23 protein-coding genes are annotated in these 24,363 nt (G+C 48.1%); all 23 read right to left on the bottom strand.

The genetic code is table 11. From position 1 onward, the window contains the following. Positions 1–10: 10 nt before the first annotated feature. Entirely contained in the window at positions 11–850 is an 840-nt protein-coding gene (locus tag C0033_RS14480) for an ABC transporter permease (protein WP_103228599.1), read from the bottom strand. An 11-nt stretch (positions 851–861) separates the two neighbouring features. Continuing rightward, complete coding sequence (locus C0033_RS14475) at positions 862–1,803, bottom strand: ABC transporter permease (RefSeq protein ID WP_103228598.1); 942 nt, start codon at positions 1,801–1,803, stop codon at positions 862–864. Positions 1,804–1,971: 168 nt separating this feature from the next. Next, positions 1,972–3,561, bottom strand: a complete 1,590-nt coding sequence (locus tag C0033_RS14470) for an ABC transporter substrate-binding protein (protein ID WP_103228597.1) — start codon at positions 3,559–3,561, stop codon at positions 1,972–1,974. Positions 3,562–3,777: 216 nt separating this feature from the next. Continuing rightward, positions 3,778–4,218, bottom strand: a complete 441-nt coding sequence (locus C0033_RS14465; RefSeq protein WP_103228596.1) for an Lrp/AsnC family transcriptional regulator — start codon at positions 4,216–4,218, stop codon at positions 3,778–3,780. A 147-nt stretch (positions 4,219–4,365) separates the two neighbouring features. Then, positions 4,366–5,844 (bottom strand): sulfatase, encoded by a 1,479-nt coding sequence (locus tag C0033_RS14460; RefSeq protein WP_103228595.1) that lies wholly within the window; start codon positions 5,842–5,844, stop codon positions 4,366–4,368. Positions 5,845–5,874: 30 nt separating this feature from the next. Continuing rightward, positions 5,875–6,579, bottom strand: a complete 705-nt coding sequence (locus tag C0033_RS14455; protein ID WP_103228594.1) for a FadR/GntR family transcriptional regulator — start codon at positions 6,577–6,579, stop codon at positions 5,875–5,877. 81 nt (positions 6,580–6,660) lie between these two features. Then, positions 6,661–7,680: a hypothetical protein gene (locus C0033_RS14450; protein ID WP_103228593.1), complete on the bottom strand. Its 1,020-nt coding sequence runs from the start codon at positions 7,678–7,680 to the stop codon at positions 6,661–6,663. Beyond that, positions 7,677–8,738 (bottom strand): uroporphyrinogen decarboxylase family protein, encoded by a 1,062-nt coding sequence (locus tag C0033_RS14445; RefSeq protein ID WP_103228592.1) that lies wholly within the window; start codon positions 8,736–8,738, stop codon positions 7,677–7,679. Before C0033_RS14445 ends, C0033_RS14450 begins: the two co-directional genes overlap by 4 nt. Then, the gene (locus C0033_RS14440; RefSeq protein WP_103228591.1) at positions 8,739–9,713 is read right to left on the bottom strand and encodes a transketolase C-terminal domain-containing protein; all 975 of its coding nucleotides are present in this window, start codon (positions 9,711–9,713) and stop codon (positions 8,739–8,741) included. Continuing rightward, a complete protein-coding gene (locus C0033_RS14435; RefSeq protein ID WP_103228590.1) occupies positions 9,701–10,543 on the bottom strand; it encodes a transketolase in 843 nt (280 codons plus the stop codon). The genes C0033_RS14440 and C0033_RS14435 overlap by 13 nt, the downstream gene beginning before the upstream one ends. 45 nt (positions 10,544–10,588) lie before the next feature. Continuing rightward, positions 10,589–11,398 (bottom strand): sugar phosphate isomerase/epimerase family protein, encoded by an 810-nt coding sequence (locus tag C0033_RS14430; protein ID WP_103228589.1) that lies wholly within the window; start codon positions 11,396–11,398, stop codon positions 10,589–10,591. Positions 11,399–11,457: 59 nt separating this feature from the next. Continuing rightward, positions 11,458–12,165 (bottom strand): L-ribulose-5-phosphate 4-epimerase AraD, encoded by a 708-nt coding sequence (araD, locus tag C0033_RS14425; RefSeq protein WP_103228588.1) that lies wholly within the window; start codon positions 12,163–12,165, stop codon positions 11,458–11,460. 12 nt (positions 12,166–12,177) lie between these two features. Next, the gene (gene ulaG / locus C0033_RS14420; RefSeq protein ID WP_103228587.1) at positions 12,178–13,263 is read right to left on the bottom strand and encodes an L-ascorbate 6-phosphate lactonase; all 1,086 of its coding nucleotides are present in this window, start codon (positions 13,261–13,263) and stop codon (positions 12,178–12,180) included. Positions 13,264–13,278: 15 nt separating this feature from the next. Continuing rightward, entirely contained in the window at positions 13,279–14,778 is a 1,500-nt protein-coding gene (locus tag C0033_RS14415) for a tripartite tricarboxylate transporter permease (protein WP_103228586.1), read from the bottom strand. 12 nt (positions 14,779–14,790) lie between these two features. Beyond that, a complete protein-coding gene (locus C0033_RS14410; RefSeq protein ID WP_103228585.1) occupies positions 14,791–15,267 on the bottom strand; it encodes a tripartite tricarboxylate transporter TctB family protein in 477 nt (158 codons plus the stop codon). Between the two features lie 24 nt (positions 15,268–15,291). Then, positions 15,292–16,368: a tripartite tricarboxylate transporter substrate binding protein gene (locus C0033_RS14405; protein WP_103228584.1), complete on the bottom strand. Its 1,077-nt coding sequence runs from the start codon at positions 16,366–16,368 to the stop codon at positions 15,292–15,294. 267 nt (positions 16,369–16,635) lie between these two features. Further along, positions 16,636–17,346, bottom strand: a complete 711-nt coding sequence (locus C0033_RS14400; protein ID WP_103228583.1) for a FadR/GntR family transcriptional regulator — start codon at positions 17,344–17,346, stop codon at positions 16,636–16,638. A gap of 2 nt (positions 17,347–17,348) precedes the next feature. Next, entirely contained in the window at positions 17,349–18,125 is a 777-nt protein-coding gene (locus C0033_RS14395) for an aldolase/citrate lyase family protein (protein WP_180994745.1), read from the bottom strand. A gap of 287 nt (positions 18,126–18,412) precedes the next feature. Further along, on the bottom strand, positions 18,413–19,102 hold the full coding sequence (locus C0033_RS14390; RefSeq protein WP_180994744.1) for a hypothetical protein: 690 nt from the start codon (positions 19,100–19,102) through the stop codon (positions 18,413–18,415). Positions 19,103–19,255: 153 nt separating this feature from the next. Then, positions 19,256–20,650 (bottom strand): PhoH family protein, encoded by a 1,395-nt coding sequence (locus tag C0033_RS14385; protein WP_103228580.1) that lies wholly within the window; start codon positions 20,648–20,650, stop codon positions 19,256–19,258. Between the two features lie 96 nt (positions 20,651–20,746). After that, positions 20,747–22,054 (bottom strand): TRAP transporter large permease, encoded by a 1,308-nt coding sequence (locus C0033_RS14380; protein ID WP_103228579.1) that lies wholly within the window; start codon positions 22,052–22,054, stop codon positions 20,747–20,749. Beyond that, positions 22,054–22,539 (bottom strand): TRAP transporter small permease, encoded by a 486-nt coding sequence (locus C0033_RS14375; RefSeq protein WP_103228578.1) that lies wholly within the window; start codon positions 22,537–22,539, stop codon positions 22,054–22,056. Before C0033_RS14375 ends, C0033_RS14380 begins: the two co-directional genes overlap by 1 nt. A gap of 4 nt (positions 22,540–22,543) precedes the next feature. Further along, positions 22,544–23,572 (bottom strand): TRAP transporter substrate-binding protein, encoded by a 1,029-nt coding sequence (locus C0033_RS14370; protein WP_103228721.1) that lies wholly within the window; start codon positions 23,570–23,572, stop codon positions 22,544–22,546. Positions 23,573–24,363: the final 791 nt, after the last annotated feature.

Here is a 24,363-nt window from a genome sequence, read left to right as displayed (position 1 = left end):
CTCCTTATTCTCAATTCTCTACGTTGCGGAGTTTAGGGTCCAGAATGTCCCTGAGACCGTCGCCCAGAACATTGAATCCAAGAACGGCCAGACAGATAAAGACGCCCGGAAATACCGCCGACCACCAGGCCAGCTCCAGCCAGTCCTTTCCGTTGCTCAGCATGACGCCCCAGGAAGGGATGTCAGGCTCCACGCCGATTCCCAAAAAGCTTAAAGATGCCTCCGCAAGAATGGCAAAAGCCAGAGACAGGGTTACCTGCACAATGACCGGAGACAGAATATTGGGAATGATGTGGTGGAAAATGATGGCGCGGTTGGACACCCCAATGGATCTGGATGCTTCGATATAGAGAGAGCCTCTGATGGAGAGCACCGCCCCTCTTGCAATCCTGGCAAATATGGGCGTGTATACGATTCCTATAGCGATTACGATATTGTTCAGGCTGGCTCCCAGAATTGACATGATAAGCAATGCCAACAGCACCTCCGGAAACGAAAACATGATATCCGTCAGACGGGATAATACGGTGTCCAGAGCTCCGCCAAAATATCCTGCCGACACTCCCAGGATCAGTCCCAGCACAGTGGCAATGGACACGGATACAATGGATACCCACAGGGAAATCCTGCTTCCGTATATCACCCGGGAAAGAATGTCCCTGCCCATATTATCGGTTCCAAAGGGATGGGCGCTGCACGGCCCCGTTAAAACCGCCGTGCCGTCCATAAAATAAGGATCGTAAGGCGCGATTACAGGAGCGAACAAAGCCATGATGACAAACAGCAGCAATACTGCCGTTCCGATGACAGCCAGCCGGTTATGTATATAACGGTCAAAAAAATCCTTCATATATGATTCTCCTAATATTTAATCTGTGGATTCACAACACAATACAGCAGATCCACGATTAAGTTAATTAACACAAACATCAGCGCTACAAACAGAACGGTCCCCTGCAGCAGCAGGTAATCCCTGCTGGTAATGGCTTTTAACGCCAGCGATCCGATTCCCGGAAGGGAAAAGATCTTCTCGATTACAACGGAACCGCCTAAAAGCGATCCCGTCTGCAGCCCTAATATCGTCAATACATTGACCAGCGTATTTCTCACCGCATGTTTAAAGATCACCCTTTTGCCGGACGCTCCTTTTGCTCTGACCATTTTGATATATTCCTGGTCGATCACCTCGATCATGGCTGACCGGGAGGAGCGCATCACCACGGCGCTGACCGCGCTTCCCAAAGCCAATACCGGCATCACCATGGATTTCAGGTTGAGAAGCAGCCCTTCCGAAAGCGGAATAAATCCGCCGGAGGAAAACCATCCCAGTTTCAGGGACAGCAAAAGAATCATCATAGTGCCCAGCCAGAATCCCGGGATCGAAATTCCCAGAAGACCGGTAATTGTAACCAGGGAATCCGGCAGCTTATTGCGCTTGCATCCGGCCCAGTATCCCATGGGAATCCCGATAAATACGGCCATTAACAGGCTTAAAAATGTCAGTTCCAGAGTGACAGGCAGAGCTGCGCCCAAAAGAGCCGATACAGCTGAACCTGATGTATAGGAATATCCCATATTTCCCTGAAGAAGCTGTACCAGCCAGATAAAATACTGTTCCACCAGGGAACGGTCCAGGCCGTACTGGGCTCTTAGCACCCGGGCCGCTTCTTCTGTATATTGTGTGCCTAATGCGATTGTAGCAAAATCTCCCGGAATCAGCCGCACGGAAAAGAATACCACCAGGGATATCCCGAAGAGAACGGGAATGATACTTAACAAACGTTTTGCAATATAACGAGCCATGGAACTTCCTCTCCTCGCTTTTGTTAATTATTCGTAATTGTTCAGTACCCTCACAATTACGAGCAAAAATCCATACAGAACCGCCTGCGGCGATGGGATTTTTGCCTGCTTTTCCAAGTTTTATTACGGTCAGCGCAGTAAATACACAGACCTGCTGAACAGTTACAATTATTCAAAATAAATGTCCCTGATCGGCCTTGTGGTACCTGTCGGATGAACCGTATAGCCTTTTACGTTATTCCTCATGGCAACCGCATAGTTATTCATATAAAGGAATGCCATCGGGCAGTCGTCTTCCAGAATAGTCTGAATCTTTTTATAAACTTCCGTGCGGGCAGTCTCATCCAGGGTCCGTCTTCCTTCTTCCAGAAGCTCATCGACCTCAGGGTTGGAATACAGCTGCTGGTTGTAAGCCCCGCCTGTTTTAAAAAGATTATATACATATTCGTCTTCATCTACAAACCCGGACCATCCGCAGACCGTCATATCGAAATTGCCCTTATTCAGATCGTCGAAGAACAAACCGGATTCCATGGCGGATACTTCCGCTTTAATGCCGATATCAGCAAGCTGCTGTTTGATCATCTGCGCCGCATCCACCTGATACTGCCAGTCAGATCCGGCTTTTATGGTTACGGTGATATCACCGTCTTTGTATCCTGCTTCCGCCAAAAGGCTCTTTGCCTTCTCCACATCTCTTGCTGCAAATTTATTATTGCCCACATAGGCTGCATGGGTCGGCGGGATATTGGCATCGGCCAGAACCGTGGCGTTGCCCATCTTCACCGCTTTATTGATCATCTCTCTGTCAATGGCATAGGAAACTGCTTCACGCACCTTTGGATCGCTTAAAAACTGGCTTTCACAGTTCATGCCCAGATACTCCCAAAAGGTTCCCGGTACGGATTCGATGACCACATCCTGAGAACTCTTCATCACAGCCACTTCCTGTTCCGTCACATCCATGATCATGTCCACTTCCCCGTTGCGCAGGGCGGTTGATCTGGCAGTGGCATCTTCAATGGTTTTAAATACAACCTTAGGCACAGTCGTATCCTTGACATTCCAGAATTCATCAAACTTTACCAGATCCAGCTGGCTTCCCGGCGTCCAATTCTCCAGTTTAAATGCAGAAGAACCGCCGTCGGCCTTAGCCAGACTGCCTCCGTTGGCTTCCACCACATCCTTATCCACAATCGCGTTCATCGGATGGGCCAGATAGGTCAAAAATGGGGCAAACGGCTCTTTTAACGTGATATCCACAGTATAATCGTCCGCCGCTTCCATGGATTCAATCTGTTCAAAATGGGAGGCTCTGACGCCCTGATCAATAATTCTCTGAATGGAATACACCACATCCTCCGCTTTCATCTCACGGCCGCTATGGAATTTCACGCCCTGGCGCAGCTTAAATATGTAATGGGTATCCCCTTCCACCGTATAATCTTCCACAAGGGCTTTCTCCACATCCCCATAAGTCTTGGAATATTCAAAAAGTCCGTCGTACATATTCTCAATACAGATGATCGCCGCCGCGTCCGTCACCACATGGGGATCAAGTCCGCTGGGGTCCGACTGCTTCGCCACAATCAGCGTATCTTTTCCCGATGCAGTCCCCGAAGCCGCCAAAGATGCCTCCGTACCTGAAGCCGCTGCTGATGAAGCCGCCGAAGGCTGGGCCGTCTGTCCCCCGCCGCAGGCCGTCAAAGCCAGGACCGCAACCGCTGCCGCTACAGCATATAATTTTTTTCTTCTCATTCAAACTACCTCCTGTTTTCACATAAATTTCCCATTGACAGAATAAAAAGGCAAAAATGCACACAGGTTCCCGCCAGTCAGCATCTTTGCCTCTTTATACTTTATTAAATTTAGTGTTTTTAGAATATCGCTTTATAAAATAAAGTGATTTAAGATAAAAACTAAATTTTGGTAACTACATAAATAGACTACCAAAATTTGTTTTTTTTGTCAAGATTATTCTGTTTTTGGAACCACGTTCTGCCTTTCAACCAGCGTGGAATATACAATTTGGGTACTGGTCTTCCCAAATCTCTGCATCTCCCCAATAAACGTATCCAATTCCATGGTTCCTTTAAAAACCGCCTTCATCAGCATCCCGTACTGTCCCGTCAGATTATAGCACTCCAGGATACATTCGGATTCCATCACCTTTTTTTGAAATTCTTCCTCAAAACCGGGCATCAATTCAAGGCTGACAAAGGCCATCACAACATATCCCATCACTTTTCTGCCGATCTGCGCATGATATCCGGTTAAAATACCTGCCTGTTCCAATCGGTAAATCCTGGTGGAAACCGCCGGTGAAGTCAGTCCCACTTCTTCTGCAATCTTTTTAAGCGGCATTCTGGCATTCTTTTCAAGGAGTATCACTATCTTTTTATCAATTTGGTCCACTGTTCAGCCTCCTAGTACTCAATTACCATTTCATTATATCGGTAAACAGATTTTAAAACAACAAAAGAATGTCCCATGTTGACAAAAAAATTAAAAGACGGGAAATCCAGCCGCTAAAGCCAATATTTCCCGTCTCATTATCAAAATTTACATCCCCAGCCGCTCAAACTGCTCTTGGGGACAGTCATTCTTATTCATTTCCTCTCTCATAGCCCGGATCATCCGTTTTGCAATCTTCTCATCCTCAACCGGGCTCAATTGCCCCGGATCTTTTTCCACGTCAAACAGCAGCGATCCAAACGGACTCATACGGAACTTATTCTCCGCCTTGATCCTTAACACCCTGCAGTTTTTTGTAAACGAAAATGGTTCGCGCAGCGTCATATTTTCCAATTCCTCAACAGAAAACCGTTCATTCATATGCTGGAGAGCCAATGTATAATTGTACAATTCATCCTCTTTATCAGGATCAGGAGCCCTCATATAGACATAGCGGCCGTCTGTAATATTTACATGGCCGCCGAACATTCCGAAAAGGGCGTATTCCCGCACCGCTTCATCCGTTTTGATGGTTTGTTCCAGACTTTTTCCCTGCATGTCCGCAGGAATCGGAATATGATAATAGTCCAGGATGGTGGGCGCCCAGTCGATCATCTGAACCAGGGCATTCCTCACCACGCCTTTCATCCGACTTCTGGGGTCCCAGATAAACAGAGGCGTGTTGGCATTTTCATTGTAATACGGCATCTGGTTCTTGCCCCAGTAGCCGTGTTCTCCCAAAAGGAATCCATGGTCGGTTCCCACGATCAGCATGGTGTCCTTCCACATATCGTAACGGTCCATCAGATCCAGAACTCTCCCCAGATTCCGGTCACACATGGTCACTAACGCCTGATATGCGCGGCGGCAGTGGGCAATCTGGGATTCGTCTTCCGTGGTTTTTCCGCTTGGCCAGTCAAAATGGCTGCCCTGATAATCTTCCGGATAGAAATCCAGATACTCATCAGGCACATAAAAGGGCTCATGGGGATCAAATGTTTCCAGATGCAGAAGCCAGTTATCCTGATCTCTGTTTTTTTCAATAAATTCACATCCCAGGTCAAAACACCGGGTCTGCGGAAAATCTTTTTCTTCTTTTATGTACTGACGGTTAACCCAGTCATATCTCCAGTGTTTCGATACGCCGGTGCCGTTCTGCATGGTGGGAATTTTTACCACCGGCGGGATTGCAGGAGCTTCTACCTCACCTTTCCAATGGTCGCCTTCCTGGCCGCGCACGATCTCCCAGGAGGAATAACGAGTATGGTAAGTGGAGCCTCCGTCTTCCCAGTAGTGGAGATGGTCGCTGATCAAATGGGTATAGACCCCATTTTTCTTCAGCAGCTCCGGCATGGAATCGTCAAAGACTTCCAAAGGCCCCCACTCCCTGTGAAGAAAATTGCAGCGACCGGTGTGAAGCTCCCTTCTGGCCGGAATGCAGGGCATGCTGCCCACATAGCTGTTTTGAAACATAGCGCTGTGTTCCGCCAGTCTGGTGAAATTGGGCGCAACCGTGCCGCAGCATGAATTGTAAGGAGGAAGATACCTTTTATTCAGGCTGTCGTAAAAAACGATGATTGTTTTCAAACTGCGTTCCTTTCTTATATCCCTTCCGTTCTAATCCGTCACGCTGTCCCTTATGGATTCGCAAACCTCATCCAAATGCTCCGTCATCAGTTCCATGGCCCTCTGTCCGTCGCCTTCCGTAATCGCCTTTAAGATCTTTTCATGAAATTCATTGGAATGCATTGGCATATCCACCTTTTTGGAAGCCTCTCTCTGCTGAATCCTGAGGGTGGTGCAGATTGCGTCTATAAAATTGCTAAATACTGTATTGTGAGTTGCTTTTGCGATTGCCCGGTGGAACTGTCTGTCATATTCATACAGCAGATCGTGATTCGGCTCCGCTTTTGGATCGGCCGTCAGGGCCATTCTCTTTTCATGAATCTCTCTCAGTTCCTTTAAATCCACCGGAGTTGCATTCTCGCTGGCTAACCGAGCCGCTTCCGACTCCATCAGCTTTCTCACTTCCATGAATTCCAGCACCAGAGTTTCGTCCAGCACCATGTAGATATCCATAGCCTTGCTGAGGATGTCGGGAATCTTGGAATTCACATAGGTGCCTCCGCCCTGCCTTGTAACTAAAACGCCCATTCGGTTCAGTGAACTGACAGCTTCGCGGATGGAAACCCTGCTGACTCCCAGCTGCTCCGCCAGCGCCCGTTCCGTATCCAATTTATCACCGGGCTTTAAACGCCCGCCTTTAATTTCATCCACCAAATAATCAAATACCTGATCGCTAATACTCTTTCTTACTATCATTCACATCACCTGTCACTACGGATTCTCAACTGATAGAACCCTTATTTTTTGCCACTTATTACCAGTATGGAGGTCACACTATTATTTGTCAATACTGATTTTATACAAGGCCAGCTCATTGATCTGGCGGTTTGCAGACAGCACAAAGCTCTCATTTTTACCGGATAAAACGGATATCTGGCTGGGCCCCACGCCGGAATCGATCAGCTCTTCTTTAAACTCCCCGTCATAATAAATCATCAGAAGTTTCATCTCCTGCCTGCGGTATCCAAGAATAAATACCGGCCTTTGATTCACCGTTCCGCCCCAGATCACATGGCCGAAATCGATATCATATTCTTTGATGGGAGAAAGGGCACCGTCCGTTTCTTTGTAAATTACGGCTTTGCTGCCATGAAACGGCTCAATGGACGCGTATTCCATCTGCCCGTCCCCGTCTATGTCACAGGCCGCGATATCGCTGATCTCCCCTTCCCATAGTTTCGTAACCGTCCAGTCATCGTCCCACGGATGCTTCGGAACCTGGAATGCAAAGATTCCTTCCACCCCGGTGATCAGATACCGGAGGCCAAAGAGGCCGTCCTCTCTGCAAAATCCATGGTTTTTCGTAATCCCCTCATACAGCTTTTTTAAGGGAAATGCTTCCCTCGGATCGTCCTTTACCATCCCGGTATAAACGGCTCCCGGGCTGCTCCAGTCCTGGGTAAATTCCTTCTTTCCGCATAAAGTAGAACCGATAAAGTACACCTGTCCATCCTGTAAAAACAGATCGAACCGGTGAAGATAAGGCGTCTTCATCACCTCAGTTACGCAAAAACTACCGTTTTCGTATTTAATATGATTTAACGTGCAGTCAGCCGCCGCAAATACGGGCAAAAATTTCTGCGTTCCGTAAAATTCCCCGCTGCGCCCCGGTATGGGCACGATGTTCATGGTACCTCCCGGCTCGTCCCAAAGGGTGAGGGTCTTACCGTCCGCCGCGCAGACGCAGGGCCCTTCCCCTTCCGACGCGCCGATCCAGGCTTCCTTTCCTTCCAACCGGCCGATGCAGGTTGCATAAACCTTATCCACTTCAGCCAATACGGTCTTTTCTATTATCATTTGATTTCCTTCTCCTTTTTTGCTTCTTTCTGGTTTAAATCGGCATAACGTTCGAAACACTCACAGGCGTATTCAAAGGATTCCTCCGTGGCGCCGATGGCTTTTAAAAACCGGTATTCCGCCGCGATCAGACCGCCTTTTTCCGTCCCCCAATACCGGATCAGATCTTTTACATCCTGTTCGATTTTTTCCTTGTCTCCGGTGGGAAGCGTCTCCTGGATGTCCACCGCCACGTCAAAGCAGATTCTGCCCGCAAACCGTTTGCCAAATTCTTTTAGATTCAGCAGATGGGGCTGGTGGATGTTCACAATGTCCACCCCGATTTCAATCAGGTCGTCCATGATGTCCGTTATATATCCGCAGGAATGAAAATTCATGTAAATTCCATGTTTATGCATCTCATCCGCCAATATTTTATAGCGGGGTTTAAAGATCTTCCTCCACATCTCAGGATTGATCATCAGGGCATTCTGCGTCCCCCAGTCATCCGAGGTGTCAATGGAATGGATTCTGCCCCCGGAAAGCTTGGCCGCCTGTCTCACAATTCCCAGCTGGTAGTCTAACAGCCGGTCGCACAGCTCTGTCAGTTCCTCTTCGTTGGTATAAAGGTCCACCAGCGTATTTTCAAATCCCCTTAAAAAATGAAGCCGTTCAAAAATGCAGTACTGGCTGTTTAACTGCACCCATTTGGATTCTTTTTCCGCCTTTTTAAGCGCCTCCTCCAGCCCGTCAAACCGTCCGGCTTCATAGGGATCAGGCATCACATAGTTTTCGTAGGATTCCTCCCAGTCTTTAATGGGAAATCCCACCGGCTGTCCCAGCCCCAGGCCGGATTTATTGGACGTATTTTCCCAGCGTATGCCCCACTCGTCCGTCTCGCCGGGAATGGGAACCGCTTTTTTCGTCATATCCGGTATCTCCCCTTCCGGCCGGAACGCCCTGGGTCTTTGAAGAAACAGGCGCACAATATCGCCCTTTTTTAGGGTGGGGTATTTCAGTGCAATTCTCTCCGGATTGTCAAATGTTATATTCTTTAAAACAATCTCATAGCTGGTCATCTAAACCCTCTCCCTTTTCTTGCCTACCGCCTCCATCACCTGTTTTACGATTTCCTCCGGGGTCAGCCGGTAACGTTCTCTCAGATACTCTTCTGTCCCCACTTCTCCGAATTCATCCTGAATGCCGACTTTTCTCAGGATTACAGGCTCATTTACGGACAGGACTGAAGCCACCGCATCGCCAAGACCGCCGTTTACATTGGCATTTTCCGCTGTGACCACAGCTTTTGTCTTCCCGGCATAGGAAATGATCAGCGGTTCATCCAGCGGTTTTATAGTTACCGGATCGATCACCGCGGCGCTGATTCCAATATCTTTCAGCCGTCTGGAGGCTTCCAACGCCTCCGCCGTCATAATTCCGCTTGCGATGATCACCGCGTCCTCTCCGTCCGCCAGCACGCAGCCTTTTCCGATTTCAAACCGGCTGTTCTCTCCGTAGACCGTCTTCATCTGCTTTCTGGGCGTTCTAATATAGGTCAGACCGTATCTGTCCTTTGTCATCCTAAGCGCCTGTTCCAGCTGCACCGCATCGCAGATATCGAAAATCACTGCGCCCGGAATGGCGCGGTATAAGGCGACGTCCTCAAACGGCATATGGGTTCCTCCGTTATAAGCGGCAGTCACGCCCGGATCGCTTCCAATGATCCTCACGTTATTGCCCGCATAGGCCACAGAGAGAAAGACCTGGTCATAGACCCGTCTGGAGACAAACGGGGCAAAGGAATGGATATAAGGTATTTTTCCTTCCGCGCTCATTCCTGCGGCCACTCCCACCATATTGGCTTCCTGTACGCCCATATCCACGGCCCGCCCGGGATACGTTTTGTCAAATCCTCCCATGCCGATGGAATTCATCAGGTCTGCGTCCAGATAGACCACCCGCTCGTCCTGGTTTAAAAGATCCTCCATCACCTTGGGAAATACCTGTTTTAAAGCGGCAGAACCCAATTTTCCGTCATAACTCACTTCAAACATTCTCTCACCTCCTGAGCGCCCAGTTCCCGGATGGCGCTGTCCGCCTGTTCCCTGGTTATAGTAATATGGTGGTTCAGCCTCATTTCTTCGATCCACTTCACGCCTTTGCCCTTTACGGTCTGCATGACCATCACGGACGGACGGCTGCCAGCCTGTTTCTTGGCCCGCTCAATTCCGTCATAAATCTGTTCCACATCATTTCCGTCAATTTCCTGGGCATACCAGCCGAACGCTTCGAATTTCGCCCTGATATCTCCCATGTTCAATATATCTTCCGTATTTCCATCCAGCTGCTTATGGTTGTAATCCACAAATGCGATCAAATGGTTTACTTTATGATGGGCTGCAGACAGAGCCATCTCCCACACCTGTCCTTCGTTGCACTCCCCGTCCCCCATCAGCAGATAGACATAGCTCTCCTTATCCCTCAGCGCCATGGCCATCCCAAGGGCCAAAGAAGCTCCCTGGCCGAGAGAGCCGGTGGTCATATCGATTCCCGGAGTCTTTTTCCTGTCACAGTGGCTGGGAAGATTGGTTCCCCCCTGATTCAGGGTGTTTAGCCACTCCTTAGGGAAAAATCCGTTTAACGCCAGGGCGGAGTAAACGCCGGGGCCTGCGTGGCCTTTGGAGGAAACAAAACGGTCCCTTTCCTCCCATTTTGGATTTTCCGGATCATATCTCATGACCGCCCCATATAAAACGGCAATTAAATCCGTAGCCGACAGAGTTCCCCCGATGTGGCCAAATCCCAGATTGCCGAACATGTCCATCTCCGTCATGCGCAGTTTGGATGCAAATTTCTGAAGCTGGATTTTTAATTCTTGTTCCATACTGACCTCACTTCCACCGCCAAATGCGGCATTTATTAAATAAGTCTATAACAGGCCGATTCGCCTGAAAAATTCAATTCCCTTTTTCGCACATGTTTCCCCGTCCGGTTTCGCCAAAGCCTCCAGACAGAGAAATCCACGGTACTTCATCTCCTCCAGCACTTCAAAGATCCTTTCCATGTCCAGATGCCCCATTCCCGGAGCCAGCCGGTTGGAATCCAGAAAATGAATGTGCCGGATCTTATCTTTGCACAGATACAGGCTTTCTTCGATTGAACGGTCCTCTATGTTCATATGAAAGGTGTCCAGCATAAGGTATACCGGAAGCCCGGTGCTTTCTATAAAATAAAATGCCTCCTCACTGCTGTTTAACGTATTGATCTCATACCGGTTAATGGGTTCGATCACCAAATCAACTCCATGGCTTTCTGCAAACGGAAGGAGTTTTTCGATGGAACCGGCAAACCTTTTATAAAATTCCTCATACGTGTCCTCCCCAAAAAGACTGCCTCTTACAAGCCCCAGGGAAACCATTCCGTTCACTTCCGATGCATATGCGATGATCTCCTTCATCTTCACAATGATCTCTTCTCTTATGTTCGTTTCCCTGCTGCCGAGAAAAAGCCCTTTACCGGCCAGGGCAGCCGGCATCACGACGCCCACTTCCAAACCATATTCTTTAAGCAGTTTCACCGCATCCCGGCTGATCTTGGCCTGCGGTTCTTCCACAAATAAATCCACGCCCTGATACCCCATCTCCCGGATCAGGGGAATATTGGATTCAATATTCCCCTGAAACAGCACAGGAGCGGTTTTATCGGCTTTAAATAAGGATAATGACACTGACGGCTTCATGTTTGCTCCTATCCGCGCACATCCGCGCTTTTATTCGGGGACGGTAAATTCTTACCTTCTCAGCCCTTTGCCGGCTTTTCCTGATAAAAATAGGAATTGGCCCCATATTTTCTCGTATAATGTTTTTTCAGCATATAATCCGGCAGATAGTTGGGAACTCCTCCGTTAATGTCCAGGGACAGCTTTGCCATCTTTGCCAGTTCTTCCAGGATCACGCTGTGCTCCACAGCCGCCGCCGCGTCCTTTCCCCAGGTAAATGGCCCGTGCCCCGGCGTCAGCACGGCTCCCATCTCCAGCATATCCCTGTCTTTAAAAAGATCACAGATCACCTTTCCCACATTTTCTTCATAATCCTGTTCCACTTCTTCCTCGGTCATCTGCCTGGTGCACGGTATCTCCCCGAAGAAATGGTCCGCATGGGTGGTTCCCAACACAGGAATCCCTTTCCCCGCCTGGCACCAGGCCGTCGCCCATGTGGAATGGGTATGGGCAATCCCTCCCACCTGCAAAAATTTCCTGTAAATCTCCAGATGGATATCCAGATCCACGGAAGGCAGAAGGCCGTCCAGATGCGTTCCATCCAGAGTCACCACCGACATGTCGTCTTCCGTCAGCTCCTCATATTCAATTCCTTTGGGCTTTATGACCACCAGCCCGTTTTCACGGTCCACCGCGCTGACATTGCCCCAGGTATAGATCACCAGCCCCCGTTTCACTAACTCCAGATTGGCGTCATACACGTCCCGTTTTAGCTGTTTTAAATCCATACGTTTCCTCCATTATAAAAATGATTTAAACGGAACATTGGGCTCATCCAGTTCAAATGCGTCTTCAAATCCCCTGCGGAACATAAAGCGTTTTTTATCCTTGTCATCCGGATAGATATATCCGCCGCCCACTTCCCATAAAAATACATGGAACTTGTAATTTAACCGGTCCTTTCTGTAGTTGTAAACCAGCTCAATTTCTTTGGGGTCTGCCAGCATATTGGACCAGATATCATAATGGAAAGGAATCAGAACCTTGGCGTTTAAATTCTCCGCAATCCTGCAGCAGTCCACGCTGGTCACTTTATCCGAACAGCCGATAGGATTTTCACCGTAGGATACCAAAACCACGTCGATCTCATGATCTTTTCCGTGTTTTACATAGTAATTGGACATGTGGGAATCGCCGCTGTGGTAGATGTTCCCGCCAGGAGTTTTTATGATGAAATTCACCGCCCGGTCGTCCATATCGTCCGGCAGAATTCCCCGGATATCCCCGGCCGGAGGAGCCGTAATCAGCGCGGTCCGGTCAAAGGAATCCACCGCCACGATTTCCATATCCTTGATGCGGATGGAATCCCCGGGCCTCACTTCCCGGATTCTGTCTTCCGGAACTCCCCATTTTCTCCAGATATCACAGCTGAATTTAGGTCCGATGAAAGGAGCGTCCGTATTATTTACAATGGCCGCAGCCACATATGGATCGATGTGGTCCCTGTGGAAATGGGTGGATAAAACGGCATCCATCTTCTTAATCGCAAATGGATCGATTACCATCGGAACGGCCCGGGCATTGGGCTGCCACTGCCTGCTTCCCACCATCCTTGCCATCTGGAAATCCTTTCCCTGCCCCCATTCCGGCGGCTCGGGGAATTTGGTCGTCTGTTTTCCCGTATCCAGCCACAGGTCGATGATGATATTGCAGTCCGCAGGAGTCTTAATCCAGATTCCGGTGCATCCAAGCCACCACATCGCGAATTTCCCCGGCCCCACCTTTGTATCCTCTATCTGTTCATTTAAAAATGTTCCCCATTCCGGAAATACATTGTCGATCCAAAACTGCCTGTCTATGTCCTTGATATTTACATTATTAATCATATCTAATCCCCTCTGTTATCTGTTTTTTAAATGCAGTGCCTTCCGCACCTCCGGCTTTTTAAGAAGATAGGAAAATACCGGAAGCAGTACGGCCAGTATGAAAAATACGGTTCCGATGGAAGGAACTTTCATACAGTTTAAAAATCCTCTTTGGTAAATAATCGCCCTTCTCATATTGTCCTCGATGATTCCGCCTAACACGTTTGCCAGCACGAACGGCGCCAGCGGATAATGGTTCTTGTCCAGAATATATCCGACGATCATGAATCCCATCAGGGAGATAAGATCAAACAGGTTATTGTTCAGGCTGATCACTCCTACCACGCAGAACATGGAAACCAGCGGGAATAAATACCGTTTTGGTATCTCTATGATTTTGGACATAAACCGGATCGTCGTAATCTGATAAATAAACATGAAAATATTGGCGATCAGCACAATTACGATGATGGATTTAAACAGCGACGGCTGGTTCATGCTGAGCAGCGGCCCAGGCGTGATTCCCTGTAACGTCAGCGCTCCCATGATGATGGCAGTCACCGTATCCCCCGGCACGCCAAGGGCCAGCATGGGGATTAACGCCCCTCCTGTGGTGGCGTTGTTGGCGCTTTCACAGCAGAAGATTCCCTCCGCAATGCCTGTGCCGAACAGTTCCGGGTGTTTGGAACCCTTTTTCGCTTGGGCATAAGAGATCAGGCTGGCAGCTCCGCCGCCCATTCCGGGCAGGATTCCGATGGCCGTTCCGATCACGCTGCCGCGGATCATGGTCCCCAGATTCTCTTTAATCGTCTTCAGTCCCGGCACATAGAACAGCCTCTTTTTCACCTTTACCGGTTTTGCCTTTACCTTCAGTTCCCCAATGGAATTGAGTATCTCAGGAAGGGCGAAGATTCCGATAATAACCACTACCAGGTTAAATCCGCTTTCCAGGTTATAATTGCCAAAGGTATACCTGGCCGCAACCCCGTCCACCGGGCTCATGCCCACCACCTTGAATAAAAGTCCTATCAGAGCCACGGTAAACGCTTTCAAGCTGTCCGCGCTCAAAACACATACGATAACAAGGGACAGCGTAGCCGTTCCAAAATACTCCCACGGCCCAAATCCGATTGCCATATTGGCAAGTATCGGGGCAAATGCGATCAGACACGCGGTGCTGAACAGTCCTCCGAACACGGAAGCAAATGCGCCGTAGGACAATGCCTCTGTAGCCATTCCTTTCTGCGCCATGGGATAACCGTCAAATGTGGTTGCCACCGACGCAGCGGTTCCCGGTATTTTAAGAAGAATCGCCGATACCAGGCCGCCTGATACGCAGCCCATATAAAGCCCCATAATAATACACATGGACGACATAACATCCATTACAAATGTAAACGGCAGCACCAGAGCCACCGCAATCGGGGCATTCAGTCCGGGTATGGTGCCGAATATGCTTCCTACCACAACACCAACCAGAATCAAAAGCAGGTATTGAGGCTGTAATACATTGATAAATATATTTAGTAGATCCATCCCTTCACTCCTTTAGCGTTTCAAAAGGCCGGCCGGCAGCATAACATGAAGCACGCTGCCAAAAAACCAGTACATCCCTATGGTTCCCGCCAGAATCCCGATCACAATAACCGCCTCCGTCTTTACAGAGGGCCTGCTCTCCATCTGTGCATGGTAAAAACAGTTAATCAGAACCAGCATATAAGCTACGGTGGATATGATATATCCAAGCGTTGACATCAGCAGAATATAAACGCCTGTCATCACGATATAAGCCAGCCGCAGGCCCTGAAACATCTCGAGAAATACGAAATGCTTTCTGGTTTCCGGTTTCTTCAAATATTGGTACAGCCTCATTAAAATGCAGCCCAGCAGCAGAACCACCACGATTCTGGGAAACAGCCCTGCGCCTCCCGACTGGTCCAATATGCTGGAAGGAAATTGGAATGTCATAAAAAACATAATCACCGCTATGGCCGACACAACAGCCAAAAATAACAATTCTCCCATGCAATCCCCCTTAATCACAATTTCCTATTGTGCTGTAATCCCCTTAGCCGCCTCTTCAAATGCAGCGTATGTATCCTTCATAAGGTTCGTATAATCTTCCACTGTGCTGTAGGCGGTATCATAGGATAACGCGGTCATCTCTGCGATACACTCCGGGTCCTCGCTGGCCTGTTTAATCAGATTATTCACATAATCAATCGCCTCTTTCGAAGTTCCTTTCGGCGCCCACATGCCGAATGTCTGTTTCAGATAATCAAAGTTTGTAAATCCAAGCTCTTTAAATGTATCCAGCTGCTCGTATCCTGCGATATCCGTATCGTTTATGACTGCCAGACACCTGAATTGGTCTCCGTCAATATACTGTTTCACAGATGCAAATCCGTCGATATACCCGTCGACTCTTCCGCCCAGCAGTTCCGGCGCTTTCGATCCGCCGCTTAAATCCACTTTATGAAATTTCACATCTTTCTGCTTTTCGATCTCGAGAATTGCGAACAGAGGAAGGGTTCCCGTCACAGATCCCATCTTTATGGTTTCCGGTTTTTCTTTGGCTGCATTGATGAGATCGTCCATTGTCTGATAAGGAGAATCCGCTTTCACCACCAAGGCCAGCGAAGAATCGCACCACGTTCCGATCATATCGAAATCTTCATATGTAAAATCCGCAACTCCCATGGAATACTGCATCGGATAACCTACCGGCTGCATCAAAAGAGTGCTTCCGTCCGGTTCCGCATTCATAACCTCTTTTGCCCCAACTCTTCCGCCTGCGCCCGTTATATTCACAACTTCTACGCTCTGAGAAGAATATTTACTCATATATTTTGCAAAAATTCTGGCCGGAATATCGCTGTTTCCGCCCGCTTCAAATGGAACTACAAATTGAAAGCTTTTCGTCGGTTCATAAGAACCGGACTCACTCTTTTCCTCCCCCTTGGTTTCAGCCGCAGCGGCCGAAGTTCCCTCTGCCTTCGTCTCTGCCGATGCTTTCGTTTCAACCGGAGCCTTTGTCTCAGCCGGTTTGCTGCTTGATCCGGAACATCCTGACATCGCCAGCGCTGCACTTAACCCCATAATCAACATCATGCTTTTTCTCATCATAATCTTCTCCTTTTTTGTAACCGTTGTTTTTTGGTATAATGGATAATTGGTCTTACCAATATACCAACATATTATACTATAATAAATTGAATGTCAATATGTTTTTATATATTTTACACATATTTAGCAGCGTTCAGTGATTCTTCTGCGGCAATTTGTCTTATCATCGCATACCTTTTGAAGCCGGAATGATACAATACAAAAAATACCGGCATGTATGTCCGAATAAGTGACACATACACACCGGTATTTAACTCCTAGACTTATTTACTCACTTTCCATATGGCTCGCCGATTCATAATTTCTTGCTGATAAAACAAGATGTCCCAAAAGCAGGTTTTCCGTCTTGTCTGCATCATGTTGTTCCAAAGCTTCGATAATATGCCCATGATATTTAATACCGTCTTCATTTGTATTGGGCGGTTCCAATGTTTTTCGGACAATTGGACGCAGCAATTTTGCCAAAGACTCCACAAAAACCTGCAGGATCCTATTGCCGCTTGCCTGCGCTATCAAAATGTGAAATTCCAGATCCAAATCCGTGCGCAGTTCCAGATTGTCCTGGTTTTCTTTCATTTGGCAATTTATGTTTCGCAGCTTCTCCAACTGACCGCGGTTAATATTTTCAGCCGCTAACCGTCCCGCCAATGTCTCCAGGCGGGCTCTCACAGTGAGCACATCAGAAATATCCACATCATGAAGTTTTACAATCCGGTTAACGATATCCCCTATTATCACCGGATCAGGCTCGCAAATAAAATTTCCCTCTCCATTTTTCTGCTCTACAAGCCCGCGGGCCTGTAATAGCATTAATGCTTCCCGAATGACCGGACGGCTTACACCAAAACTTTGGGCCAGCAAATTCTCTGATGGAAGTTTCTGTGCCAATTGTGTCGAATCATTCAGAATAGCCATCTCCAGTTTGTTAGCAACCGTTTCATAAAGCGCTTCTTTTTTTACATTGAAATCAATATCCAAGACTATTCCTCCTGCACCATTTTAATAGTATTATAAACTGCTTTTGCACCGTTTAAGATATACCGGTAATCAGTTCCGGAAGATAGGATATTGGCGCCCAATTCCTTCCAGAAACGCAGCGCCCCTTCTTCACAGCCGCCTAATGAAACCCCGAAATTTTTACCATGGTGTTTCAGGATACCGGCAGCTTTTTGAATCAGAGCCACACATTCCGGATCATACATCCGCCCAAGTTTACCGATTGAGCCGGACAAATCATTGGGACCGAAAATATAACCGTCGATAAAGGGATTCTGTACCAGTTCTTCCAGATTTTCAACTGCATCTTTATGCTCAATCTGGATAAAACGGCATAGATCCAGGCTTTTTTTGTCAATATATTCCACTGCGTCATCCAATCCGTAACGTATCGCACGCATGGGGCCGAATCCCCGATCTCCATCCGGCGGATAAAGCGTTGTGCGAATCAGCTTGTCTGCCTGCCCGGCACTTGTAATCATTGGAAATATAACCGCATCCGGCCCCATCTCCAGCACTTTTTTTGTAACCGTCAAATCGTCCTGGGGCAAACGTATTAAGGAAGCGGTGTTCGCAGCGCGTGCCGCAATTATATGACGGTGTACGGTCTCACAGCTTAAATAAGAATGCTCCATATCAATCCAGATAAAATCAAAACCCAATCCTCCAATTAATTCGCAGATACTGGAATCCGACATGCAGACATGGGTTCCCCGCAGCTGTTCATGCGCTTCCATCTTTTCCCGCAGTAAGTTTTTCATAAGCTCCCACCCTTTCATCTCATAGTATGGTTGTATAGCTGTAATACATCTATACTTGTAATATACTATTGGACATGACGAAAGTCAATCCTTTCTATTTCAGATTTGTGCTCTGCCCCAGCAAAGAACAGGAAAGAATTCCGCCCGGAGAGCTTTTATATCATAGGAGTACTTTCCTGCGATATAAAAAAGGAGACATCATCCGCCGTTTAAAACCGGCAGAACAATATCTCCTTATATGGCCGAAACCATTCTATTCAGTTTTCATATGATCTTTGTCCGCTTCCTTACTGCATCAAAGATCCGTCCCCTGCAAAGTTATAGGCAGTTCCCTCCACCGTATAGGTGCCTGTCACCATAGCTCCGCTGGCATCGCAGTAATACTTTTTATTCTTCCACTCAATCCATCCGGTCTTCATATAGCCGTCTGATCCGAAGAAATACCATGCATCCTTAACCTGCACCCATGCATTAGACGGATAAGAACCGTCCGCATACTTAAACCACCAGCCGTTCTGATCGGAAATCCACTCTCCGTCATTCTGTGTTTCTCCTGGGCCGCTGGCGCCTTTTCCTACGGAAGAAGCTCTGTTCTTTTCCCGCTCTTCTTCCAAATTGTTAATATAGGTCTGACTGATATCGATCTCTTCTGAATAAGAAGACCATGCGCCGTCTGCAAATTCCCTCTTTCCAAGCGCCCGAACCCTAAACCGGTAGGAATCCGCTTTTGTAAAAGAATTGCCGAAATTATACTTGGTATTTTTCGTCTCCACCGTCTTGACTTTTGAGCTGTTTCTGTATAACACAACCTCGTACTTATACGCGTCGTCCACTTCTTCCCAATGAGCCACTTGATCTTCCCACCATAAATCCGACACTGTAGGAAGTTTTTCCTTGGTTTCCGCATGCGCAGTGATCAGGCTTCCGGCCATAAGCGCGCAGGACATAATTAATACCGCTATCTTCTTCATCTTCATAAGAACCATCTCCTCTTTTCCTGATTATTCCTCTTCCTCTATTCTACTCCAAGGTCCAGGAAGGTTCAAGGATCAAATTATTACGAATTCCTGTCTAATGCCGGAACCAAAACCAGGAAACTCTCATCAGAGCGGCCTGTGAATTGCAGCCGGCTACAGACGTTTTATGGCGTCCATGGCAAGATCCGAGCGTTCGCATTCCTCAGCAGACAATGTAATCTGACAGCACAGAGGGCTTCCCTTCATATGTTCGGACGCATAGCTCAGTCCATTGGTCCGGTCATCCAGAAACGGCCGGTCGATCTGGTTAGGATCTCCTAATATCACCACTTTTGTTCCCTTTCCCGCTCTTGTGATGATTCCTTTGATCTGGTTTGGAGTCATATTCTGCGCCTCGTCGATGATTAAATACGTCTTTACAAAAGACCGGCCCCTGATAAAGTTCATGGCTTCTGCCGTGATCAGCCCCCTGTCAAACAGTTCGTTAATTTTATCCCTCAGCTCAGCCTCGCTCTTATACCATTCCTCTTCATTGGAATCGATCAGCTGTTCCAGGTTGTCGATGACCGGGCGCATGAGAGGGGATATCTTTTCCTGCTCGCCGCCGGGCAGAAAACCGATATCCGAATCAAACTGGGCATTGGGACGGCTGATTACGATGCGGCGGTATTCGCTGCCGTCGTCATTTAAAAGCTTCTCCAGCCCTACTGCCAGCGAATAGAAGGTTTTGGCCGTTCCGGCTAATCCCTTTACAATCACTAACGGCATCTCTTTTGCCGGCATCATCAGAGCTTCCTGCATAAAATACTGGCCCGTATTTCTGGGAGATACCCCGTAAGGTTTCTTTTTCTGGTATGTTAATGGCACGACTTTTCCGTTCTCCACCCTTCCAAGCTGTGTCTTTTTCAGGCTCTGATCCGATTTCAGTATCACAAATTCATTTTCGTAGAGTTCCACATCCATCTTCCGGCCATCTTTATCCACTTGGTAAATGTTCCCGGCCGGAATTCCTTTTTTCTTAAATTCCTTAAACAGCGCCTCTTCCACATAGCAGGAAATCCGCCCGGGATATTGTTCTTCTCCCGGCCGGACCTGTTCACTGGCAAAGTCTTCCGCCTCAATGCCGATCATCTGCGCTTTCATCCTAAGCAGAATATCCTTTGTAACCAAAACTACCGGCTTTTGAACTTCCCCATTATCCTGATTCAGCCGCCGTTCCAGCCCCCTGCAGACTTTCAGAATCCTGTTATCCGCCTTTTCCTCCGGCAGACATTCCGGAATCTCTTCATGGACAAAATTGCTTTCCACACGCAGCGTCCCGCCGTTCATGAGTTTAACGCCCTCTAAGAGACCGCCCGACAGCCGCAGCTTTTCCAGACGGCGAATAGCTTCCCTGGCGTTGGCGCCTTTTTCCCCTTCCGCCTTCTTTAAGCCGTCCAATTCCTCCAACACCACTAACGGAAGCACCAGATGGTTATCCTCAAAACAGTCCAGAGCGTAAGGCGCCTGAATCAGAACATTGGTATCGATCACGTATGTTTTTGCCATATGCATTTCTCCTCACTTCTCAATTTTATAATGCAACCATATACGAAAGAAGAAAAATCCAATGAACAAAAAGGGTAAAACGCAGGTAAAATTTATCTATACATATCCCAAAAGCCCCGGAAGCCACATGGAAATGGCCGGAACATAGGTGACTAAAAGCAGCACCGCAAATATCGCGGCGAAATAACATAATAGAGGACGGATCACATTCTCGATCCTGCTCTTTCCCACCTTCACGCCCACAAACAAGGTGGTTCCTACCGGAGGCGTGATGGTGCCGATACAGAGATTAAATATCATCATAATTCCGAAATGCACCGAATTCATCCCCAGTTTCTGACAGATTGGAAGAAAAATCGGTGTAAAGATCAGACAGGCAGGCGTCATATCCATAAACGTTCCCACCACCAAGAGCAGAATATTAATTATGATCAGAATCACATATCTGTTTTTGCTGAGCCCCAGCATAGCCTCTGAGATCGCCCCCGGTATCCCGGTAAATGCCATTACCCATGACATAATGCTGGAAACTCCGATTAAAAAGATGATGATTCCCGTCATTTCCGCGCTTCCTAAAAAGATATCCTTCAAATCTTTCCAGGCAATCGATTTATAGAAGAACAAGGACAGAATCAGGCTGTAAACCACAGCCACCACAGACCCTTCCGTTGCGGTGAAGATTCCACTGATGATGCCGCCGATTACGATCACAATCATGAACAGACACGGAAGCGCCTGAAGGGCCACCTTCATGGCCTCTTTTCCCGTATGGGTATCGGAGCTTCGGTATCCCCGGCTCTTAGCCATAAAATAGATAACGATCATACAGGCCAGTCCCCACAAAATACCGGGAATATATCCGGCCATAAACAGTGCGGCCACAGACGTTCCGCCGCTCACTAAGGAATACGTGATCATAACATTGCTGGGCGGTATCAAAAGTCCGGTGGGAGCCGTGGCGATATTGGCCGCTGCCGAAAAATCCGGATCATATCCCTCTTCCCTCTCAATCGGCCCGATGATGGAACCCATAGCCGATGCCGCCGCCGTGCCGGAACCGGAAATGGCTCCGAACAGCATGTTTGCCACCGCATTGGTGTGAGCCAGCGCACCCGGAATCCTCCCCGTAAAAAGCTTGGCAAAATAGATCAGCCGTATGGCGATTCCGCCCTTATTCATAATGTTGCCCGCCAGCACAAAAAACGGAATGGCCAAAAGGCTGAATATGGAGATTCCCGAAAAGATTCTCTGCGCTCCGGTCAGCACCGCCGGCCCAAATTCCAATACCGGAAGTATGGCGCAGATCGAGGACACCGCCAGCGCCACCGCAATGGGTATACCCAGCAGCAGCATTATCACAAGAAGAATGAGAATAATCCCGCCGCATAACCATGCTATTTCCATCACTCTACCTCCTTTTTCCCTATCATTTCCGCAATGTTCATCGCATTATAGACCATAATAATCCCGCCCGACAGAGGGATTACCAGATAGACATAACCCATGGGAATCTGGAGGGATGCGGTGATCTGGGACATGGTAAGCCTGGTGATCTGAATCCCGCCGTAGAGCATCACCACTCCGGCGAATAAAAAGATCAGGATTTCGATTCCGATTTCCAGCCGGACCCGTTTTTCCCCGGTAATCTTATCCGCTAAAAATGCCATTCTCATATGATCCCGTTTCCCGAACACATAGGCGGCCGCCAAAAGAGACATCCAGGTAAAAGAATAGGTCAAAAGTTCTTCCGATACGGTACTTGGACGGTTAAAAAAGTATCTGGTCATGATCTGATACGTTCCCACTACGGTCATGAGCGCGAATAAACATACGGTAACCGTCCCCAGTATGCGGTCCAAAAGTTCCCGAAATTTTTGTATTCCTTCCATTTCCCTATTCCTCCTTTCCCTGTTCATTGATCTTTTGAATGTGCTCATATACCTCCCGTATGGCCGGGTTCTCCTTCAGCATCTTTTCATGGAGCGGAAGAACTTTTTTCTTGAACAGCTCCACATCTACATCGATAAATTCCACTCCCATCTTATCTTTCGCCAGCGTTTTTGCCTGTTCCACCTGTTCCTCCCAGGCCGTTAATTCCACCCGGGTCGAGATTCTGGCGGCTTCGTCGAAAATCTTCCGTTCATCCTCCGGTAGGCCATTTAAAAAGCGGAGGTTTCCGATCAGCATATCCGGCACCATCTGATGCTTGTTATAGGAATAATACTTTGCCACTTCTCCGTGTTTGTTATTGGTTAAGGCCAGCTCATTGTTCTCCGCCCCGTCGATTACACCCTGCTGGATGGCCGTGTAAACTTCTCCAAAGCTCATAGGCGCTGCCGCCGCCCCGAATTCCTTCATCATCTGCACGCTGGCCGGGCTCTGCTGGACGCGGATCTTCATTCCTCTCAAATCATCCGGCGTATAGATCGGCTTTTTTGCGTAAAAGTTACGCACGCCCGCATTATACCAGGTAACCACCTCAAATCCCGCCTCTTCCGTGGACCGGTAGATCTGCCGCATGTAGTCCTCATCCCCCATAACCGCCTGATAGGCTTCTTCCGAATCGAACAGATAGGGCATGCTGAACACCTCATAAATACCGGCAAATGTCTCCAAATTGGCGGTTCCGGCCACCACGAAATCAATGGCCCCTGTCTGAACCAGCTCGATGGCTTTCTGAGCCGATCCCAGCAGTTCATTGGGGAATATCTGGACTTCATACCGGTCTCCTAAATGTTCCTCCACGTATTCTTTAAATGCCAAAAGCCCGATATGTTCCGGATGCGTTTCCGACTGGCCATGGGAAATACGGATAATCCGTTTACCTGAACCAAATCTTTGACATCCTCCAAGGCATAAGGTCAAACCTAACATTACTGCCAGCAGTCCGGCTGCAGCCGGTTTTACTTTCCTGCACTTCATCGTTCTTTCCTTTCCAATCGCTTTCATTCCTTTTACCGGCATATTATACCCATTTCCAGTCAAAAAAATTCAGGTGGGGAAATCTTTATTTAGTTTAGAAAGAAACGCCGGAAAGAAGGGGAAACCCAGGCGGGCGGCGGAGGTAATCGGCGAAATGGGATTCGGGATTCGCCCCTAAGATGTACTAAGATCCGCAAGGACAAAAAGAGACAGGACCGCGCCCATTCGCAGTGAACTCTTGATGACTTCACTGCTCAAGGGGCGCTTAGAACCTGATTCGGAATTCAGTTTCTACCTGTCTCTTTTTATCCTTGCGGATCTAAGAACATCTAAGGGGTTCCATACGATCCCATTTCGCCGATTACCTCCGCCGCCCGCCTGGGCTTCCCCTTCTTTCCGGCTGTTGCTTGGCTAGCTGAGGGAAAAAAGATTTGATGGATTGTGAGTAAGTTTTACATCAAGGGTGAAGTCTTTTTCAGAAATCCCTTCACCATTTAATGTAAAGGGTGAGGTCTTTTTGTGAAATGCCTTGACGTTTAAAGTAAAATCGGAAGGCATTTCTGATAATCCCTTCATGATCTATATACTGAAAATCCCTTAACGATCTATGTAAATGTGATTCTACATAAATACCTACGCACCAATATTGTTTTTAACCAGGCCAGCGAAAACCAGCCCGGAATCGGGAGGCAGAGCCGGGAGACGAAGGTCGGAGGGGCCGTCCGGGCCGGGGAAGGAAGATGCAGACAGATCGGATCGTATGGAACCCCTTTAGAACATCTTAGGCCCGT

The organism is Clostridium sp. chh4-2 (assembly GCF_002899675.1).
Taxonomy (GTDB): domain Bacteria; phylum Bacillota; class Clostridia; order Lachnospirales; family Lachnospiraceae; genus CHH4-2.
Note: the sequence above shows the minus strand (reverse complement) of the source record. Positions and strands in the feature narration are given on the sequence as shown.

What these genes read in the sequence shown, in the direction of transcription:
- C0033_RS14430 (WP_103228589.1), bottom strand. Translation starts at nt 11,398, where the DNA reads ATGAAGCCGTCAGTGTCATTATCCTTATTTAAAGCCGATAAAACCGCT.
- C0033_RS14375 (WP_103228578.1), bottom strand. Translation starts at nt 22,539, where the DNA reads ATGGAAGGAATACAAAAATTTCGGGAACTTTTGGACCGCATACTGGGG.
- C0033_RS14390 (WP_180994744.1), bottom strand. Translation starts at nt 19,102, where the DNA reads ATGAAGATGAAGAAGATAGCGGTATTAATTATGTCCTGCGCGCTTATG.
- C0033_RS14475 (WP_103228598.1), bottom strand. Translation starts at nt 1,803, where the DNA reads ATGGCTCGTTATATTGCAAAACGTTTGTTAAGTATCATTCCCGTTCTC.
- C0033_RS14440 (WP_103228591.1), bottom strand. Translation starts at nt 9,713, where the DNA reads ATGTTTGAAGTGAGTTATGACGGAAAATTGGGTTCTGCCGCTTTAAAA.
- C0033_RS14445 (WP_103228592.1), bottom strand. Translation starts at nt 8,738, where the DNA reads ATGACCAGCTATGAGATTGTTTTAAAGAATATAACATTTGACAATCCG.
- C0033_RS14370 (WP_103228721.1), bottom strand. Translation starts at nt 23,572, where the DNA reads ATGAAGTGCAGGAAAGTAAAACCGGCTGCAGCCGGACTGCTGGCAGTA.
- C0033_RS14405 (WP_103228584.1), bottom strand. Translation starts at nt 16,368, where the DNA reads ATGATGAGAAAAAGCATGATGTTGATTATGGGGTTAAGTGCAGCGCTG.
- C0033_RS14450 (WP_103228593.1), bottom strand. Translation starts at nt 7,680, where the DNA reads ATGATAATAGAAAAGACCGTATTGGCTGAAGTGGATAAGGTTTATGCA.
- C0033_RS14385 (WP_103228580.1), bottom strand. Translation starts at nt 20,650, where the DNA reads ATGGCAAAAACATACGTGATCGATACCAATGTTCTGATTCAGGCGCCT.
- C0033_RS14415 (WP_103228586.1), bottom strand. Translation starts at nt 14,778, where the DNA reads ATGGATCTACTAAATATATTTATCAATGTATTACAGCCTCAATACCTG.
- C0033_RS14410 (WP_103228585.1), bottom strand. Translation starts at nt 15,267, where the DNA reads ATGGGAGAATTGTTATTTTTGGCTGTTGTGTCGGCCATAGCGGTGATT.
- C0033_RS14380 (WP_103228579.1), bottom strand. Translation starts at nt 22,054, where the DNA reads ATGGAAATAGCATGGTTATGCGGCGGGATTATTCTCATTCTTCTTGTG.
- C0033_RS14435 (WP_103228590.1), bottom strand. Translation starts at nt 10,543, where the DNA reads ATGGAACAAGAATTAAAAATCCAGCTTCAGAAATTTGCATCCAAACTG.
- ulaG (WP_103228587.1), bottom strand. Translation starts at nt 13,263, where the DNA reads ATGATTAATAATGTAAATATCAAGGACATAGACAGGCAGTTTTGGATC.
- C0033_RS14395 (WP_180994745.1), bottom strand. Translation starts at nt 18,125, where the DNA reads ATGAAAAACTTACTGCGGGAAAAGATGGAAGCGCATGAACAGCTGCGG.
- C0033_RS14455 (WP_103228594.1), bottom strand. Translation starts at nt 6,579, where the DNA reads ATGATAGTAAGAAAGAGTATTAGCGATCAGGTATTTGATTATTTGGTG.
- C0033_RS14470 (WP_103228597.1), bottom strand. Translation starts at nt 3,561, where the DNA reads ATGAGAAGAAAAAAATTATATGCTGTAGCGGCAGCGGTTGCGGTCCTG.
- C0033_RS14480 (WP_103228599.1), bottom strand. Translation starts at nt 850, where the DNA reads ATGAAGGATTTTTTTGACCGTTATATACATAACCGGCTGGCTGTCATC.
- araD (WP_103228588.1), bottom strand. Translation starts at nt 12,165, where the DNA reads ATGGATTTAAAACAGCTAAAACGGGACGTGTATGACGCCAATCTGGAG.